The 17,647-nt window shown below is 61.1% G+C and carries 20 protein-coding genes; 15 read left to right on the top strand and 5 right to left on the bottom strand.

Annotated elements, in window-relative coordinates; translation table 11 throughout:
- Window positions 1–41 precede the first annotated feature (41 nt).
- The 9 genes from Q0602_RS11290 to Q0602_RS11250 all read left to right on the top strand — a co-directional run bounded on the left by Q0602_RS11290 (window position 42) and on the right by Q0602_RS11250 (window position 5,998).
- Window positions 42–1,175 carry a MoxR family ATPase gene (locus Q0602_RS11290; protein WP_298843058.1) on the top strand — a complete coding sequence of 378 codons (1,134 nt, stop codon included), beginning with the start codon at window positions 42–44 and terminating at the stop codon, window positions 1,173–1,175.
- Complete coding sequence (locus tag Q0602_RS11285) at window positions 1,172–2,449, top strand: VWA-like domain-containing protein (protein WP_298843055.1); 1,278 nt, start codon at window positions 1,172–1,174, stop codon at window positions 2,447–2,449. The genes Q0602_RS11290 and Q0602_RS11285 overlap by 4 nt, the downstream gene beginning before the upstream one ends.
- On the top strand, window positions 2,446–3,030 hold the full coding sequence (locus Q0602_RS11280; protein ID WP_298843053.1) for a hypothetical protein: 585 nt from the start codon (window positions 2,446–2,448) through the stop codon (window positions 3,028–3,030). Before Q0602_RS11285 ends, Q0602_RS11280 begins: the two co-directional genes overlap by 4 nt.
- Entirely contained in the window at window positions 3,030–3,464 is a 435-nt protein-coding gene (locus Q0602_RS11275) for a hypothetical protein (protein WP_298843051.1), read from the top strand. The genes Q0602_RS11280 and Q0602_RS11275 overlap by 1 nt, the downstream gene beginning before the upstream one ends.
- Entirely contained in the window at window positions 3,461–4,090 is a 630-nt protein-coding gene (gene tmk / locus Q0602_RS11270) for a dTMP kinase (RefSeq protein WP_298843049.1), read from the top strand. Before Q0602_RS11275 ends, tmk begins: the two co-directional genes overlap by 4 nt.
- 69 nt (window positions 4,091–4,159) lie before the next feature.
- Window positions 4,160–4,618, top strand: a complete 459-nt coding sequence (locus Q0602_RS11265) for a hypothetical protein (protein WP_298843046.1) — start codon at window positions 4,160–4,162, stop codon at window positions 4,616–4,618.
- Window positions 4,600–5,208 carry a DUF1643 domain-containing protein gene (locus tag Q0602_RS11260; RefSeq protein ID WP_298843044.1) on the top strand — a complete coding sequence of 203 codons (609 nt, stop codon included), beginning with the start codon at window positions 4,600–4,602 and terminating at the stop codon, window positions 5,206–5,208. The genes Q0602_RS11265 and Q0602_RS11260 overlap by 19 nt, the downstream gene beginning before the upstream one ends.
- A 17-nt stretch (window positions 5,209–5,225) precedes the next feature.
- Window positions 5,226–5,648, top strand: coding sequence for a hypothetical protein (locus tag Q0602_RS11255; RefSeq protein ID WP_298843042.1), 423 nt, complete (start codon window positions 5,226–5,228; stop codon window positions 5,646–5,648).
- Window positions 5,648–5,998, top strand: a complete 351-nt coding sequence (locus tag Q0602_RS11250) for a hypothetical protein (protein ID WP_298843041.1) — start codon at window positions 5,648–5,650, stop codon at window positions 5,996–5,998. Before Q0602_RS11255 ends, Q0602_RS11250 begins: the two co-directional genes overlap by 1 nt.
- Here the strand turns inward: Q0602_RS11250 and Q0602_RS11245 are convergent.
- Window positions 5,989–6,351 (bottom strand): hypothetical protein, encoded by a 363-nt coding sequence (locus Q0602_RS11245; protein WP_298843040.1) that lies wholly within the window; start codon window positions 6,349–6,351, stop codon window positions 5,989–5,991. The two genes, Q0602_RS11250 and Q0602_RS11245, sit on opposite strands and share 10 nt — an antisense overlap.
- Window positions 6,352–6,404: 53 nt before the next feature.
- A complete protein-coding gene (locus Q0602_RS11240) occupies window positions 6,405–7,271 on the bottom strand; it encodes a hypothetical protein (protein WP_298843037.1) in 867 nt (288 codons plus the stop codon).
- 216 nt (window positions 7,272–7,487) lie between these two features.
- On the opposite strand from Q0602_RS11240, the gene Q0602_RS11235 reads away from it, so the two are divergent.
- The gene (locus tag Q0602_RS11235; protein ID WP_298843034.1) at window positions 7,488–8,096 is read left to right on the top strand and encodes a hypothetical protein; all 609 of its coding nucleotides are present in this window, start codon (window positions 7,488–7,490) and stop codon (window positions 8,094–8,096) included.
- On the opposite strand, the gene Q0602_RS11230 is transcribed toward Q0602_RS11235, so the two are convergent.
- From Q0602_RS11230 to Q0602_RS11220, 3 genes are read right to left on the bottom strand one after another with little or no spacing between them, the layout of a single operon-like run.
- Window positions 8,083–9,144, bottom strand: a complete 1,062-nt coding sequence (locus Q0602_RS11230) for a hypothetical protein (protein WP_298843032.1) — start codon at window positions 9,142–9,144, stop codon at window positions 8,083–8,085. The genes Q0602_RS11235 and Q0602_RS11230 overlap by 14 nt on opposite strands.
- On the bottom strand, window positions 9,137–13,279 hold the full coding sequence (locus Q0602_RS11225) for a hypothetical protein (protein ID WP_298843030.1): 4,143 nt from the start codon (window positions 13,277–13,279) through the stop codon (window positions 9,137–9,139). Before Q0602_RS11225 ends, Q0602_RS11230 begins: the two co-directional genes overlap by 8 nt.
- A 22-nt stretch (window positions 13,280–13,301) precedes the next feature.
- Entirely contained in the window at window positions 13,302–13,610 is a 309-nt protein-coding gene (locus Q0602_RS11220) for a hypothetical protein (protein WP_298843028.1), read from the bottom strand.
- Between the two features lie 157 nt (window positions 13,611–13,767).
- On the opposite strand from Q0602_RS11220, the gene dnaN reads away from it, so the two are divergent.
- The 5 genes from dnaN (at window position 13,768) to thyA (ending at window position 17,633) form a co-directional block, all read left to right on the top strand.
- A complete protein-coding gene (gene dnaN / locus Q0602_RS11215; RefSeq protein ID WP_298843026.1) occupies window positions 13,768–14,862 on the top strand; it encodes a DNA polymerase III subunit beta in 1,095 nt (364 codons plus the stop codon).
- Window positions 14,863–14,969: 107 nt separating this feature from the next.
- Entirely contained in the window at window positions 14,970–15,518 is a 549-nt protein-coding gene (locus Q0602_RS11210; protein ID WP_298843023.1) for a DUF2726 domain-containing protein, read from the top strand.
- Window positions 15,519–15,730: 212 nt separating this feature from the next.
- Window positions 15,731–16,102: a hypothetical protein gene (locus tag Q0602_RS11205; protein ID WP_298843020.1), complete on the top strand. Its 372-nt coding sequence runs from the start codon at window positions 15,731–15,733 to the stop codon at window positions 16,100–16,102.
- Window positions 16,099–16,719 carry a MotA/TolQ/ExbB proton channel family protein gene (locus Q0602_RS11200; RefSeq protein ID WP_298843018.1) on the top strand — a complete coding sequence of 207 codons (621 nt, stop codon included), beginning with the start codon at window positions 16,099–16,101 and terminating at the stop codon, window positions 16,717–16,719. Before Q0602_RS11205 ends, Q0602_RS11200 begins: the two co-directional genes overlap by 4 nt.
- A complete protein-coding gene (gene thyA, locus Q0602_RS11195) occupies window positions 16,716–17,633 on the top strand; it encodes a thymidylate synthase (RefSeq protein ID WP_298843016.1) in 918 nt (305 codons plus the stop codon). Before Q0602_RS11200 ends, thyA begins: the two co-directional genes overlap by 4 nt.
- The last annotated feature ends 14 nt before the right edge of the window (window positions 17,634–17,647 follow it).

Genomic DNA, 17,647 nt, shown 5'->3' with positions numbered 1-17,647 from the left:
AAATGGGGGGAAAAGGCAATCATTCCGGAAGGGAACAGGAAATGTACAACACAACGCCAGTCTCACTCGATGTCGCCATGAACCTCGCGCTGGCCTACATGAGAAGCGGCATCATCCCGCTTCTCATCTCACCGCCCGGAACCGGCAAGACGACCACCGCCGAGGCCATCGCGAAGGAGATGGGCGCCACGCTCCGTGGCATCCGGCTGAACAGCGTTCCCCCCGAGGAGGCGGTCGGTCTCCAGTATCTCGATCATGAGGCGAAGAGGACGATCCGTTATGCGCCCAGCTGGGTGCCCGACGAGGACGGCAAGGACGGCAATGTCGTGGTCTTCTTCGACGAACTGATGCAGGCTCCGGACGAATACCGAAAGGGCATCATGAGCGCGCTTCTGGAGCGCCATCTGGGAGATCACAGGATCCCGGACAACTGCTACTTCATGGCGGCCGGCAACAGCGTCGAGGACGGATCCAACGTCTATGAACTGGATCGCGCCACAGCCGATCGGTTCGGCATCATTCTCGTCCGACCCGATTTCGAGATCTGGGCGAACGGCTACGCCGAGAACAAGAAGGTCGATCCCGCCATCATGGGATACCTGCGCATGCGCACCGACCACTTCGATCTCACCGACGAGGAGAACGCGCAGGACAAGGTGATCAAGCCCAGCCCGCGTTCGTGGATCGCCGTCTCCGACTTCATCCGTCACTGCCGCGAGAACAACGTGGACACCGCAGTCATGAAGGCGGGTCTGATGGGCAAGCTCGGCCAAGAGATCGGGGACTCGCTCTGGACCCTTCTCGGCACGCTCGCCGACCTGCCGAGTCTCGAGGAGATGCTGAAGATGTCCCAGAAGCAGCAGGCCGAGAACACTCCGAAGAGCATGGACGTCATGTGGGCCTACGGTCAGTCCATGATCTGGTACGCAAGCACCAACGAGCGCATCCTCCAGGTGATCGATCTGTTCGACGCGTTCGACCGGAAGACCTCCATTCCGCTCGTGGAATGCCGCTCGAACGTCATGGAGAACATCCTCGACCGCGCACGCAACCTCCATGGCATCAAGGTCCAGGACAGTCCGCGGATCAAGGAGGAGCTGAGGAAGTGGCGCAGGGAAGGCCGCGAAGACGGCGACGGCACCAACGACAACCTCCAGGAGATGAAGGCGGCATGAGGAGGAATCCCGCTCAACGCAATTCCGCTCGCATACTCGAGGTCTATCCGATGATGGGCTCGACCGCGCTCTTCATGGATCACGTCGAGGGGGATGTCCCCATCGCCGCGACCAACGGACGGCAGGTGATCTTCGGCCCCGGCTTCATGCCATTGACGGAAGCGGAGAAGAACGGTGTCGTGCTGCACGAATACATGCATTGCGTGCTTTCTCACCCGCAAAGGGCCGGCCTCCTTCGGCTGAAGTTGCATGATGCATACTGCCCGACGGGCTTCAACATCGCCGCTGATGCCCTCATCAACCATGTCATCAGGGAGGATTCCGCACGGAGCAGCCTGCTGGCGCTTCCCGATGGGTGCATAGACATCAGGAAGATCCGCGAGGATCTCGTGACACTCGGCATCATCGACAAGGACGGACTGGATCCTGTCGCCACCAATGTCGAGACCATCTACGAGAAACTGATGCAGGCTCGCGCCATGCAACAGGAGGACGAAGACAACCCGAACGATGCCGCAGGCGGAGGGCCGGCTGAAGGCAAGAGGACCGAAGCCGAACAGAAGGCGCTCGACCGCATCGGGTCCATGTTCAACGATGAGCCCGACCTCGTCGCCGACAGTGGCACCCTCGAGGAGCTGAAGGACAGGATCAGGGAACAGACGGCCCGTCTCGACAACGCGCGCTCCTTCGGGAGTTCCAAGGGCGATCTTCTGGAAAGGATCAAGGGCGACATTCCCAAGGGAAGGGTCCCCTGGGAATCATCCTTCAGGACGATAACCGCCAAGCATCTCACGCGCGAGCGCAAGAAGACGAACCGCAAACCGAGCGGGTCCATGATCAGTCGTGACGCGATGGGTTCGCGTGCGGTATGGGAGCCGGGTCGGATGCGCACTCCCAGGCCGAAGGCACTGGTCATCTCTGACAGTTCGGGCTCCATCAGCATGGACATGTATCTGGGGTTCCTCGGAGAGCTATCGGGGATGCGGCGCAGGACCAACGCCACACTCCTCTTCGCCCTCGCCGACACGGAGCTCGGGGAGGTCCGTGAGATAACCGACACCACCGATCTCAGGGGACTGAGCCTCGAAGGAAGGGGCGGGACCAACTTCATAAAGCCGCTGGAGTCGGCCGAGGCCATGTGCGTCGATCTAATCATCTACATGACCGATATGGACGGACCGTTCCCGGATAGATGCGGAGTTCCCGTGATCTGGGTAGCACCCGAGGGGAAGGGCAAGGAGCCTCCGTTCGGAAGGCTCATCGAACTATCATGAAGGACGAAGACCACATGACGGAGAAGGACGAACACATCCTCGCGGCCGCGGATCACATACAGCGTCTCTGCGGGGAATATCCCGAATCCATCGAGCAGCAGGAGGACGGGCCATGCATCTTCACCGTGAAGATCCGCAAGACCGCCCTCGAAGTCTTTCCCTACGAGGAAGACGAGGAGCCTCACTACTGCATGGTGAACACCGAGATCAACGGCGACGAGAAGGGGTGGTACGAGGAGACGCTCCTGTTCCACAGCAGACCTCGCGACGGACAGGACGGCTTCCTGATCGAGGGCCTCTACGGTCGGAACATCGAGTACCGCGACGAGCCCGATGCCGAATTCACCGGCACATACCGTCTCGTCAGGGAGGATGACGACTGGGACGAGCTCTATGGCGCCACCCAGATCATGCACGACGAGCGGACCGCGGAACATCTCCTGTCCTTCGTCCACAACGAGATCAGGCTCCTTGGCGATCTCGCATCCAGAGTGGGCGGCACGCCTACGGGAGCGGTCTTGAAGCAACGCTATCGCGAGATGATGCAGGACAGCCTGCGCAGATACATGGGAGCCCGCTGATGAACGACATGGGTCATGCCTCCAGACGTTATCATCTCATGGTCCCCATCGGGGTGATGAGGGGTATGTTCGCACCGCAGACCGCCTTCGTCGGCATGGATCTCGAAGACGGGCGCTATCTGGTCCACCTCGAAGAACCCGGCGACGCGAGCAATGTGGTGACGCACGAGGACCGAATACGCCATGCCGCCGGGCGACTCCATGACAGCTATCCTACATCGAAGATGACCGGAGGAGACGCCGAGACCTTCCGGAAGGTGGGCACGGTGCTCTATCGAGACGGCATCGGGTGGCATATCGAGACACTGTTCGACCGGGAGGCGCTCGAGGCATGGGCGGACGGACCACATTGCGAGGGCGGAAGTCCCGCGCTTCACGAGGAGGCTCTCGTCCGGCGCATCAATCACGACATGACCAAGGGGAAGTTCGCATGAGAGGCAAGTTCATCGTATTCGAAGGCGGCGAAGGATCGGGAAAGAGCACTGCGACCCGCGAGGCCGTCGCTTACCTGAAGGGCAGCCACGACCTGCCCGTCGTCCTGACGAGGGAGCCAGGCGGCACTCCCAATGCGGAGATCATCCGCTCCATCCTCATCACCGAGGGTGCGACATACGACAGCATCTCGAACACGCTCCTGTTCGCCACTGCACGGAGGGATCATGTCCAGAAGCTGATCCGTCCCTCCCTCGAGGCCGGTCACTGGGTCGTGTGCGATCGCTTCTTCCTTTCCACTCTCGCCTATCAGGGCGCGGAAGGCGTCGATGCGGAATTCATCAGATCGCTCCACGCCTCGACCACGGACGATCTCATGCCCGATCATACCATAATCCTCGACGTCGATCCGAGAGTCGGACTCGAGCGGAGCATCGGTCGCCTCGCAAAGGAGGAGAACAGCGAGAACAGGTTCGAGGGATACGATCTCTCTTTCCACGACAGGATGAGAGCCACCATGCTCTCATACGATCTCTCGCCCCGCACCATCATCGATGCCTCACGCGCCCAGCACCACGTTCTCTCGGACGTTCTCGATGTCCTGAGAGGACTTCTGTCATCCTCCTAGGACGTTGAAAACACGCCTGCACCGGTATAACGGAAGGCAATCCGCCATCACTCTCGTGCTCGGCGTTCCATGCCCGACATGATGAATTTGGAGGAAGAGATGGGGGAAAGAGGAAAATGCGTGCTCGTCGTCGTGCACCCTGCTTCCGCGTGCGGCTCCGCTGACTTCAGCATGGGAGACATAGAGGCCGCCGAAGCACGCTATGCCCTGGGCAGGACCATTCACCAGTGGAAGGGTCCTGCAGTCGTATTCGACAATGAATTCAACGACGAATTGGCAACCTACGGTCAGATAGGGCTGGCCATTTCCGGTCTGGAAGACGTCAGGCGTTCCCATGCCTGCGCAAGCGATCCCATGTGGATAGATATCGCGCGCCAGGCGATCGGCGCCACGGATGGGGACCATTTCCTCCTCACCGGGGCATGGCACCATCCCGATGACCGTTCAGGATGCATAGATGCCATCTCGTGCATGCTCGATGAAGACAGGAAGACCTGGGAGATCATGCCGTGCGCCTTCCGCATATGATAGAGACGACGGTCGAGGGACTCATGGGCAAATGCCCCGAACTCGTCCTCCTCACCTCCGACGAGGAGGATCTCTTCGGCAGCGGGCAGCTGAGCGGAGCGGTCCTCAGCGCGGAAGAGGAGGCGCTATACCGCTACCTGCTCTGGCGAGTATGGGACAGCTCATTGCCGGTCCTTCTCGTCATCATGCTGAATCCGTCGACGGCCGATCACGACAAGAACGATCGGACCATAGAGACGCTGATCGCGAGAGCGAGGATGACGGGCCACGGGGGGATCCTCGTCCTGAATCTCTTCGCCTGGCGGGCCACGCAGCCCTCCGAGATGAAGAAGGCATCCGACCCGGTCGGACCGCATAATGACACCGCCATCGACACGGCTCTCGAGGCCGAAGACTGCGTCCTCCTGTGTGCATGGGGGACCCACGGAACACACTTGAACAGAAGCGAGGAAGTGCTTTGCAGAATCGTGAAGAAGGGCAGGAGTCCCGTCACCCTGAAGATTTCGAAGGACGGACAACCCGAGCATCCTCTATACAAGAGACTCGAGCAAGGCTGGTTTCCCTTGCCTCTGTCTGGATCGACGAACTGAGCGCCACGCTCGTCGCGATGCTCGATGCCGGAAGGACCAAGCGGAACGACAAGGAATGGGAAGGTCTGCATCCGGATTTCATCCGGCGCGGTCACCGCGTCCGTCTCATGCGTCGCGCTGCCGGGCTGGCCGTCGTCATGACCGCCGTCTCCGCAGTACTCACCGCCAACGACACCCATGGCCTGGAGGGATTCCTAAAGACCGCGGCAACGGTCGTGATGGGCATCGGACTGTCGATCTTCATCTGGAGGCAAGCTCTCTCGAGCGCCAGAGAGCTTGCCTATCTGCTACATCGTGAGCTCTCCGAGTCATTCCCCGATGAGGACATCGACATCGGGGACATCGATCACCCCTCGGTGATCTTCGCACCATGGATACCGGACAAGAGGAGGAAACTGAGGGACGTGCTCATGCCTTTCGCACTGAGGAGGAAAAGGTGATGGCACATGCCGAACTACACGAACTCCGCGCCTACGCCACCAGCAGGATGCCGCTCGACCTGGCTCGCGACATGGCGCAATCCGAAGACGGAGAGATTCTCCTGATAAGCGGGGCGATCCCGATGGACATCGGATATCCCGAGGACGAGCACAAGGACATCATCCAGCTCGTCAATCTGAGCACCGCGAACGGGCCGGGCGCTCCGAACAATGCGCGCAAGGTCGCGCTCTACCGGATCCTCAACCGGCGGCGTCTCCACGAGGTCGTGGACTTCATGCAGGAACACGGAGGATACAGATGCCAGCTCGTCAAGAGCGACGGCACGCTGGATCCCGGCTACTATCTCTGATCGCCATTCCCGGGTGACATGAATCTGCGCACAACCCACGCGGAGACGCCGGCAACGATGGCGACGATCGCGGCAACGAGCATGATCCTGGCCGAACCCGCTGCGAGATCGACGATGCTGGCCTTCCTCGCGTAGGCGTTCTGGAAATAGAAGAAGCCCAGCGGCATTCCCAGACCGAACCCGATCACGGCGGATCTGTCGGTCCTTCCGGCGTAGCACCATCCTCCGACAGCGGACGCAAGGATGAGGCCGGCGGTCGCCACCCCCGACGAGATCGGATCCGCAATGACCGAAGGCGCAGCGATCATGCTCACGAAGAGCACGCATCCCAGAATAAGCGTCCCTGTTACCATGGATCTCTCCGCAAGGATCCTCCATCCCGGTGCCGGTTCTCTCATTGCTTCGTTCATCGTGGGTAATCCCTGTCCTGTTCCGCTGGCGGATCCATGTCCGCATATATCTCCTCGGGATCCGGCTCCCGCTTCGTGCTCTCGTCTTCCGCAACGGGTTCCGAGTACTCCTCCTGGTGCTTCTCGCGCGCTCCGCCTGATGCCGTCGACCATTCCACATAGGGGATAAGGGAGGTCGGTCCTCCTTGGACCTTCGTCACCCGCCGCAGCGCGAAGAGGTCGCCCACCGATACGAAATCGGGTCCCGATATTCCATTTTCCGCTCGGAAGCGGCGCACCGCGCCGAGCATGGCCTCCGGCTCGATACTCGCGGATGAGCGGAATCCGGCAGCCTCCAGCAGCCCGGCAAGCTCTCCGTAGTCCGAATGGAACAGCATCGCCGAAGGTGACACGGAGGACACCGCAAGATCGCCCTCCTGCTGCGCCTGGAGATCGAGAGTGACCCCCTCATGCGAGAACCGGAAGGCGAACCTCTTGAATGCCGGATAGTCCCGCGCGGACACGGACAGGGGCTGCTTCTGCCCCGTCGATACGAAATCGAACGGGAATGACGCAATCGGCAGACGACCGTCTCCGTAGGCGTCGAGATACATCCTTATCTCCCGTGGACCGGCACCGTCCCAGAACACTCCCTGTCCGCGGACCGCACCGCCCCCACGGGAGAAACTGCTGGATTCCAGGACGACGTTCCTGCGCTCCTTGTCCTTCAGTATCCTCATGGCCATCAGGGCCTCGGTCTCGATGTCCTCCCTCACGGATCTCGCCAGCGAGGATGGCTGGTCGGACTGTACCACCGGCGTAGGATTCCGCTGATCCCATTCCGAGCCCAAGTCGCTGTCTATCCGCAGGGACGACATGCTCACGGCCGCGCCACCAGCGAGACACGCCACGGCTACTATCAGGGGAACGGGCGAGAATCTCATCAGCCAATTATAGGATGCGGCCGGTCACGGCCCAAACAAGCAAGAGGACAATACCGACATGAGAACCCACATCTGTGCACCTCGCTTCGCGAGGCGAAGGTAGACCTTTATCCTGGACGGGCTAAGTTGAAGTCCGAGAAGGGAAAAAAGATTATGATGAAACCGAGCAAGATCATCGCGGCCGTCGCCGCCAATGATACGAGCAAGTCCGCGACCGCGCTCATGCGGCTATCGGAGATCCTCAAGCTCCACTCAGAGAGCGTCACGATCATCGCAGAACAGACCCTGCAGGACATCGACGCAGGTGACGTCATGATCGGCAGCAGCGCACTGCGCCTGCGAGGGATCACCATCCCCTACGAGAATCTCAGGATCGTGACAAGGGTCCCGCATGGCGACCTGCCTACGATCGAGGACATAATGGCAGGGGAGGCGTGCGTATTCGACTACGGATCGCAGGATCGTAGCTTCCTTACCGTCGTCGGTCGTGACACCGGCAGGCAGCTCAAGATGCAGTTCGCCGCCGAAGCCATTGATGTCGCAGCCACCAATTCCATGAACTGCGGAACGAGGATCCTTCTGTCCGAGGACGCGGATGACGAATGCGAGGTCATGGACGCCGCCGAGTTCATCGTCGACGAAGAGGGTCTTAACCTCGGATCCGAGAGGTCGATCCCCTGGGACGACATCAGCGCGATGACGACCCAGGAGACGCTTTCGATCGCCATCGGGCGACAGAGGATGCTGACTCTCAACGAGTGCTGAAGCTCACCACTCGCGGACGAACCAGAACCATCTTTATCCAGCCTCCCTGCGGAGCCGGAGAGACCGACGCGGCCGTACTCCCCAGCACGAACCCGGGGAACTGCGCGTCCATCATGGATCCCTCCACGGTCAGGTCCAGCTTGTCGCCGCTCTTCTTCGTGGTCACGACGATCTCACCATTGCCGGCTCCGCACTGCTCGGGCGGTACGGCATGCCCCCATCCTTCGGGAGCGGCGACCGACTGAGCACTGTCCTCGACGAGATCACCACGCGCCACCAAGCGCTTGATCAACGCTTCGGGCTCCGGATCGGTGAACACGAAGTTGCCTCCTGCACCGTTAGGGCTCGATTTCACGGCGCCGAGCGCATTCCAGTCATAGCGACCATCTGACGGACGACCGCGCAAGAAGATGACATCGAGAACGGTGATCGACTTGGCTTCTGCCAGCGCCTTCCGCGCCTTGTCGAGTTCCTCCCTGCTTCCTACCAGCGAGATGGAGGAGGCCCCGATCGAGACATCGAGATCATAGGCGCGAAGGACATCGACTGTTGCCAGGCGCACATCCCTGTCCGAGGGCAGTGCCACCGAAGCGGTCGAGGACGTGACCGGCACCGTCGGAGAAACGGAGAGTCGCGATCCGTCGAAGGTCCAGTGGCCTCCGAATTGCGAAACGAGACCGCTCACGACTTCCTCGAAGGAGGCGGTGCGGCCATCCCAGTCGACCATGGGGAGTGCCTGGTTCCCTGCGTACGAGAAACCGGCCTCGTCCATGAGTTCGCGTAGAAGCACGTCAGCCGGCGCCTTCTTCGCAGGCCAGCCGTCGACCATGACCGAAGGGAGCGCCGAACCATGAGACGCTCCGCGCGTCTCGATCACCCACGATGCCGGCAGTCTCTCCGGCGTGCGCTCGAAGAGGGATGTCGACCGCGGGATGTCGCACCGACCGATCGCCAGCGATTCCGGGTCCGCGGCATGAACCGGGCTCGACAATGCCGACATGGATGCGACCGCGACCAGCGGCAGACCGATCATTTTGAACTTATTCATTTTCAATCTTCCTGATTTCTTCGAGCATGAAATCCCGAGCGACATCGGGGTCCAGCGGTTGGAACGAGATGGTGACCTGAGCGAATTCGGCGAGATGATTGGAGATGTCCTCCTGCTCATCGTCAGGGGCGTTGGTGAAGATGACGACCGGCAAAGAGGAGCCGGCCTCCAGCTCTGCCATGATCTTCTTCTTCGACGGCAAGCCGGAATTCCCGTCAAGCAGACCTATGGCCACCTTGCGCTGACCAACCTCCCTGAGGCCCTTGCCACGTGGAGCCGTGAAGTCCTCCTTGTCGAACATCTCGTGGATCTCCATGGCGGCCGTTCCGCTGTCCACGTATCCCTCAACCGTCTCGGTCGTCGCATTGGCGATCGGGCGCTTCGATTCCGCCAGCTTCAGCGCCGCACGCACTTCCACCAGTTCGCCGTTGCGCGCCTCGAGTTCCTTCTTCAACTGGACATTGGCCGCCGCCAGCTCTTCCACGTCCTGCACATTCGAGGATTCGATCTTCCGTGCCAGGCGGTAGTCGTGGACATTGTCCTCCATGGCCTTGGTCATCTCGAAGAATTCCGTGCGCGAGGACTTCATCCAGTTGGATATGTCCGCCACGAAGGCCTTCTCGTCCTCGCTGGTGCAAGCGTCCATCAGTGCCTGAACGTCCACTTCCTCCTCGAACGCATTCGGGACGGAGACCTCGACTTCGAGTTCCGTCGCCAGCTTGTGGACGATCTCGGCCGACTTGCGGAAGACGGTGGCGCCATGGAACGCCATGTTGAGCTTGTTCGGGAAGATCCTCTCCGGGAGGCCTTCCGATCCCTCGCTCATGAGGGCGTCCTGCAGACCGACGGAGGAACCCTTGACGCGCTTCTGGATGGCGCGCGCCAGAGCCAGGTCCATGAACATGCCGTTGACCTGCGCGAAGCGTTCCGGAACCTCACGGACCGAGAACAGCCCCGACATGTTGTCGCTGACGAAGCGGACGATCTCGACCTTCTTCTCCGCGTCGCCCTTGAAGACGTCGGACAGCCGGTCGAGGACCTTGCCGCGCTCACCGAGGCGGGTCTGCTCCTCCTCGATCGTCCTGCGCTGTTCGGCGAGAACCTTGGCATCCTCCTCCCTTTCTCTCGTCAGATCTCGGAGGCGCTCGGCGAGATCGGCCTCGCGACGTGCCAGGTCATCCTCGCGCTCGACGAGATTCTCCTCCTTCTGGGCGATCTCGGAGGCCTTGATCACTCGGGCACGTTCCTCGCCTTCCTCGGCCTCGCGTTCCGCACGAGCGGCCTTCTCGGTCTCCTCGAAGGCGTCACGCGCCTCCTTGGCCTTGACTCTCCGGGCAAGCAGTGCCGTGCGCTCCTGGAGAGTGGCCGCACCTTGCGAGGTGTTGATGTCGAGGCCTTCCGGCACGAGGACGAATTCCTCATCGAGATCACCCAGCTCGGGATCGAGCCAAGGCTTGTCCGCGAACGGCCCCTGAACCATGTCCTCATCTTCTCCGTCGTCGGCCGCAACGGCGGCCATGTCCACTTCCTCGCCCTCGGCGTCATCATCCTGAGCCGTGGACACCGAGACGTCGTGCCCCGACAGGCTCTTGATCATGTCCTCGGCCTTGCGTCTTCCCTCTTCGGAGGCGGCAGCCGACTTCCTGACCGGAGGGGTCGTCTGGCTCTCGAGCAGATCCTTCAGGTTCTCGATGTCAGCACGGATGCGCGAAAGCCTGATCTTGCGCTCCATCCCCATGTTCGAAGGGTTGCCCTTCAGGAGCGCGTCCATCTGGGAGGCCGAGGTCGCGAGGAGATTCAACTTCGAGGAATCGATCTTGTGCGGGAACTGACGCATGTCAGCGATCTTCGCCTCGGCCTCGGAGGCCAGTTCACCGAACTTGGCGGCTTCCGAGTCCTTGAAGTCCCGGAAGAGGGCGATGATCTGGTTCTTCAGGTCATGCGCCGGCTTCTCACCGAAGTGCTCGATCAGCGCCTTCGACCTGTAGGCCGAGACCGTATCGATGTTGCCTTCGATTTTCTCGATGCGCATCAGGGCCTCATACTTGCCCTCCGGCATGAGATTCGTATCGTTCATGGTCTTGAAGATCGCAGAGGCCTGCTCCCAGCTAAGCGGAACTTCGATGCTCATGTCCGTATCTTCCTGTTCTTCATCGGAGGTGCCATCGGCTTCCCCATACTTCGCTGTTTCATCGCCACCGACGTCCTCGGCGGCATGCGTCTCTTCCCCGTCCCCCGTGACTCCGGTCTCATCACCCGCTGACGCGCCATCAACCGACGGGTCCACCTCGAAGCCGAATATCTCATCGGAGGCCTCATCACCCTCGGTAGCCGAGGAACCACCATCCGGCGCAGAGACATCCGAGGCGGCGTCGCCATCCGTCATGGAAGGCACTTCACCTTCACCGCCCAGGGTCTCCGCAGCCCGCGCCTCGTCGGGATCTTCCCCATCGGGTTCGGCCCCGGATTCTGCCTGCTCGCGTTCCACCGCAGCCGTAGCCTCGCGGAACGACATCCCTCCCTGGATCAGTTCCATCTTGCGTGCCACCGGATCGATCGATCGATCAGACGAGACCGACGGGGCTGCGTCCGTAGAGGCAGGAGCCGTATCACCCTCGGAAAGGACGACACCCTCCTCGTCCGTTTCCTGCTCGTCCGTCTCCTGATCGTCGTCGCTCTCGAATCCCTGGGAGCGATCTCCAGCCGGACCGAATGCCGCAGCCGAGAGAAGGGATGCGACCCTGCGTCCGGAAAGCGACTTCGCGGCATCATCCCCGGAGAAACTGAAGTCGGGAGTGAAGTCGTCGACCGGTGACGTCGCTGCCTCCTCAGTCGGAGATACGTCATCCTTCTCGGGCGATTCCTCGGCTCCACCATCCGATACGTCGAGGTCCTCGTAGAGGGACCTGACGTCGAACCCGTCATCATCCTCTTCCGACACCTCGGCCGTCGGCCTCGCGGCGATGATCTCGTCCTCGTCGAGGCCTGCGCTGACCATGTCCTCGAAGGACGTGTCCATGTCCGAGGTGTTCATCTGGATCTGCATCGCAGCTTCGGCCACACCGAGACCCGCCCCATCGGGAAGCGACCGCAGGAAGGCGATCTCCTGATCGGTGAGGCCCAGGAGCGTGCTCGTGTGGCGCTCCATGAAGTCGAGCAGGGCGTCGTTCTCGTTCGACGACTGCGTCATCATCACGTTGTAGTCGTCAGTGACGAAGATCAGCCTGTTCCTGTCCTCCGAGCGCAGTCTCTCCGGCGCCTCCTCCTGGGGCTTCGACTTCGCTGCCGGAGCGGGTGCTGCCTGATTCTCGAAGGGAGAGGAAAAATCATCGGTGAACGTCGGCTTGGCGGTCTTGATCTCCGGCTCTCCTGAAATCACCGCGCCCGAGGCGTCGACGACCTGCTTGGACTTCGCAGCCGATTCGGAAAGACCGTCCAGTTCGGCGTCATTGCCTTCGACAGCGAGACTGCCGTAGAGCGATTCCCCTTCGGGCTCCGGTTCATCCCCCGCCTGCTCCTCGCGAACGATCCTCGACTTGTTGATGACCGTCAGGCCTTCGGGTTCCGTCTCGGTCTCGCGCATGGCGCGATCAGCTTCGGTGTCGGACACCTTGAGATCCTTCGCCGCAGCCTTCCGTCTGTCCGCTTCGGACGGCCTTCCCGTGATGGAAGCCATCAATCTACTAAGAATCATATCGATAACCTTGATCCAGCCCTTGTGGACGATGAAACAGCTCAGACTCCAGAGCGGGGGAAGGACGAGGCCGAGCACGACCACGAGCAGCGGCACGGATGCACCATTTCCCCACTCGGTCGAAGCCGCCTCCCACCAGGAAGGCAGATTGAACCACACTCCTACCGAGACACCCATCGCGATCCCGATGATCTGGGTGAACAGGATCGCCCAGATCATACCGAACGCGACACCGGAAATGGCGCATCCGACAGCGAAGAACGCGCCGGCGTAGATGGTCGCAGCGTTGAAGGGCGCACCCATGAGGAAGAGGAACGCCGCATACAGGACGACGCCGGCCAGCCCCTGGCCGGCGAACACCCCGATCCATCCCAGCACGCTCGAACGCTTCTCCGCGCGCCAGCGTAGCCATGACCTTATCGTCTCGAGAGCGGGTTCCATCGCTTCGGTCTTCCTGTCCGATTCAGCTTTCCGTCGAGGGCGCCATGCTCAGGGCCGAGCCCAGCAGATCGTGGACCATCTCGGGGTTCTTGCTCATCAGGTTGACCATCTTCTGGGTGGCCTTCTTCTGTTCCGACGCGAACGCCGAGACGGCAGAATCGGCCTCCTGAAGCTGCGTCTTCGCCTCGTCCAGACGCTCCTGCGCCTTGGTGAGGGCCGTCTCCTTCTTCGAGACGTTGGCCTTCGCGGCCGCTGCGGCCTTCTGGAGCTCCTGCATCCTCGAGTGGATGCCACGGATCTCTTCGAGGGTCTCTTTATCCTTGTCGGTCAAAACGGCTCTCCTATCGGCGGTGGGTGACTTACCGGGCCGTTATAGGATGGAAAAGGAAGTTCGGCCAAACGCACCGGCAATAATTTTCAACCTGATTAGCAATCTTCCAAAACCCGACGAAATCGCTAATACGTCAATCCAAGAAAGGGGAAAATCCATGGAATTCCGCATCGAAAGAGAAAAGATCCTCGGCCTCGTCGAGCACGTTGAGGGCGTCGTGGAGCGCCGGAACACCATCCCGATCCTGTCCAACGTCCTGATCCAGGTCGAGGGGGATTCCGTAGCCGTCACCGCGACGGACCTGGACATCACCATCCGCGATCGGATCACCGGGATCGACGTCGGGGCAGCCGGCAAGACCACGGTCGGTGCCGCCACGTTCTCCGCCCTCATCCGCAAGATGCCCGCCTCGTCCCTCATCGACATGAAGGTCGAGGAAGGACGGATGACGATCCGTTCCGGTCGCATCCGCTACCAGATCCCGGTGCTTCCGGCCGACGACTTCCCGCTCGCCCAGCCCACGCAGGGCGAGGACATCGAATTCTCGATCACGGACATGGTCGGTGCGTTCAAGCTGATCCGCGACTCCATGTCGACGGAAGAGACCCGATACTATCTCAACGGGGCCTTCCTCGCCATCGAGGATAAGGACCTCGTCGCCGTCTCCACGGACGGCCATCGTCTCGGCATCGCGAAGATCGCGGACGTCGGAATGGACGCTCCCAACGCCATCGTCCCGCGCAAGGCCGTCAACCAGTTCATCAAGATCATGCCCTCGTTCGAGGGTCAGGTGACGGTGAGGATCGATCAGCGCAGCATCGAGTTCGAGGCCGGAGACCTGCTCTTCCGCTCTAAGCTCATCGACGGGACCTTCCCGGACTATGCCCGGGTCATCCCCAGCGGCAACGACGTCGTGATCAAGGTCGATCCGGTCATTCTCCAGCAGGCGATCGAACGGGTATCCATCGTCACCACCGAGAAGACCAGCGCCGTGACGCTGTCGGTCGAGAAGGACAAGATCACGATCATCGCCACCAGTCCGGACACCGGCAGTGCGCAGGAAGAGGTGCCGGCCGAGTCGACCAAGGAGATCAGGGTCGGATACAATTCCAACTACCTGAAGGACATCCTGTCCAACTACTCCGAGTGCGACATGGTCACGATCAGCCTCGGCAACGAGACGTCCCCGGCCCTCATCAGGCCCGACAACTCGACCGTGAACCGCAGTGTTCTCATGCCCATGCGAATCTGACCGATCGCAGAAACCATTCCTGCCCGGAATGAAATCATCCTAAAAGAGCAGCGGGGGCGATCCATGATCGTCCCCGCTGGACATTAAACGAAGAACCAGAGGCAGGCATGGACGCCCTTATCGAGAAATTCAACGAACTGCCCCAGGAGGCGCAATACGTCATCATGGGGGCAGGCGGGTTGATCGGCCTGCTCATCATCATTCTCATCCTAGTCGTGATCCTTTCGGCGACCAAGAAGGAAGGCGGATCGGGCAAGCCGGAAAAGGTCAAGGTCCCCAAGCGCCTCCCCGTGGCCCCGATCCCCGTCATGAACGATCGCGAGCACGCCCTCTACAAGGTCCTGGTCACCGCCATGACCTCGTTCCCCAATCATACCGTGCACCCCAAGGTCTCCACCGCCGCCATCCTGGGGGCCACCGAAGAGGAGCACCCCAAGGTCACCAAGGCCATCCTCAAGAGTCTCATCCACGATGCGCACGACTTCGTGATCCTCGATCGCAGTCGCATCGCCGTGGCCGTCATCGAGCTCGATTCGGCAGAGGACGACAAGCGCGAGGAGCAGGCGCGGCGCGCAGGTCTGCCCATCATCAGGGTCAAGGACCCCCGGGTCTCATCGAGCGAGATGGCCAAGCGTCTCTCGGGCATCCTGAAGTGAGCGGCTCCGAAGAGAAGGACGATGCCGCCGTCCTCGAGAGGATGACCAGGCGCGAGAGGGTCCTTCGGGATCAATCCGACGCCCTGCGTTCAGGGCGTCGTTCGGAGGCACGCGCCATGCTCGCCGTCTTCGACATGGAGTCGAACGGTCTGGAGCATTCCACCTATCCGATCGAGGTCGGATATGCCGTAGGATTCGGAATGGAGCCGTCTATGACGGGATCCATGCTCGTGCGCCCGCGGGATGCCTGGAGCCACGAGAGTGCCGGAAACGCATTCCGCATCAACGGCATAGATGCTCGTGATCTCGAGGACGCCGTGGATGCCGACAGGGTCTGCGACATTCTCGATTCCACGCTGAGCGGAATGACCCTGGTCTGCGACGGCGGATCCCATGACCGCTATTGGCTGAACAGGCTCTATGAGGACAGGGTCCCCGCCTTCAGCCTCGCGGACATCGATGGCGGGATCGCCCAGCGTGTCCAGGAGATGCGGGGAAGGACGAGCTTCGTCCACCGTGCCGGACCCGACTCCGTGTGGCTCTACAGGGCGATAAGGATCGCAAGAGGGGAAAAGAACAGATGATAGAAGCCGTGCTGGCCGGAGGGTGGAAGAGCATCCTGACGGCCGCCATTCTCATATTCATGTCGATCGTGTCCCTGACCAGCATCATCATGGAAGCCGTCAGGCTGCGACGCGAGATGCACTCGATACCACTTTCGGGAAGGGAACCGGAAGGGGTCTGGCTGCTCGTCCGGGATGCATACGAGCGCAGTCTCGCCGCGGGATACGCCGGCAAGAAGCTCACGGTGCGCATGCAGGTGGCCGTGAAAGAGGCCATGGGACGGGGCGCAGGCCCATCCACGGCACTAGCATCCATCGGCTCGAATGCTCCCTACATCGGCCTGTTCGGGACCGTCGTCGGGATCTACGGTGCTCTCCAGGTGCTCGGTGGAGGAGGATCGATAACACCCGACAGGATCGCCGGGCCAGTGGGTGAGGCTCTCGTCATGACCGCCCTCGGCCTGCTGGTCGCGATACCCGCTGTCATGGGATACAATGCCATAGGGCAGATGCGCAGGAGACTGGAGAACATGCTGCTCGCCTATGCCGTCTATCTGCAGACAGGCAGTGTCTCAGGAGCGCACATGCGCATCCTCGAGGGAAGATCACCAGGAAGATTCACGGAGAAGAACGCATGAAGAACATCGAAGAGCAGTATCTCGAACTGATCCGCAACGTCCATGATCACGGCGACGAACGGGTCGACAGGACGGGTGTCGGAACACGCTCGGTCTTCGGTGCGATGCTGCGCCATGACATGGGCAGCGGAACCTTCCCCCTTCTCACCACCAAGCGCGTCTACTGGAAGACCGCCGTGAGGGAGATGCTCTGGTTCCTCACCGGTCAGACCAACATCCGGGCGCTCCTCGAGAACGGGGTGAGCATCTGGAGCGAGTGGCCGCACAAGAAATATGTCATGGAGACCGGCGAGCAGATCTCCCTCGAGGACTTCGAGAGGCGCATCGTCCAGGACGAAGGATTCGCATCGCAGTGGGGTGATCTGGGTCCGGTCTACGGAAAGCAATGGGTCGACTGGGACACCTACGAGCCCGCCGGTGAAGGCCTCTTCCGCAAGGGTCCGGGAATCGATCAGGTCACGAAGGTCATCGAGGATCTCAGGACCAATCCCACGAGTCGGCGCCACATCATCGAAGGATGGAACGTCGCGCAGCTGGACGAGATGGCACTCCCGCCCTGCCACAAGAGCTATCAGTTCCACGTGGACGGAGGACGCCTCAATTGCCTCCTCTATCAGCGAAGCTGCGACATGTTCCTCGGGCTTCCGTTCAACCTGGCCGGACAGGCCACACTGACGTCCATGATCGCTCAGCAGGCGGGACTGGAGGCAGGGGAGATCGTATGGATGGGCGGCGACGTTCACGTCTATCTGAACCACGGTGATGCGATCGCAGAACAGATCGACCGCGAGACCAGGGATCTGCCCGTTCTCCACCTGACCAAGGCGAAGGACATCCACTCCTACAGGATCGACGATTTCGTGGTCACCGGATACGACCCGCATCCGCCCATCAAGGCGCCCGTGGCCGTCTGAGCCAACGGAAAAGA

The organism is uncultured Salinicola sp. (genome assembly GCF_937921195.1).
GTDB lineage: Bacteria > Pseudomonadota > Gammaproteobacteria > Pseudomonadales > Halomonadaceae > Salinicola.
Note: the sequence above shows the minus strand (reverse complement) of the source record. Positions and strands in the feature narration are given on the sequence as shown.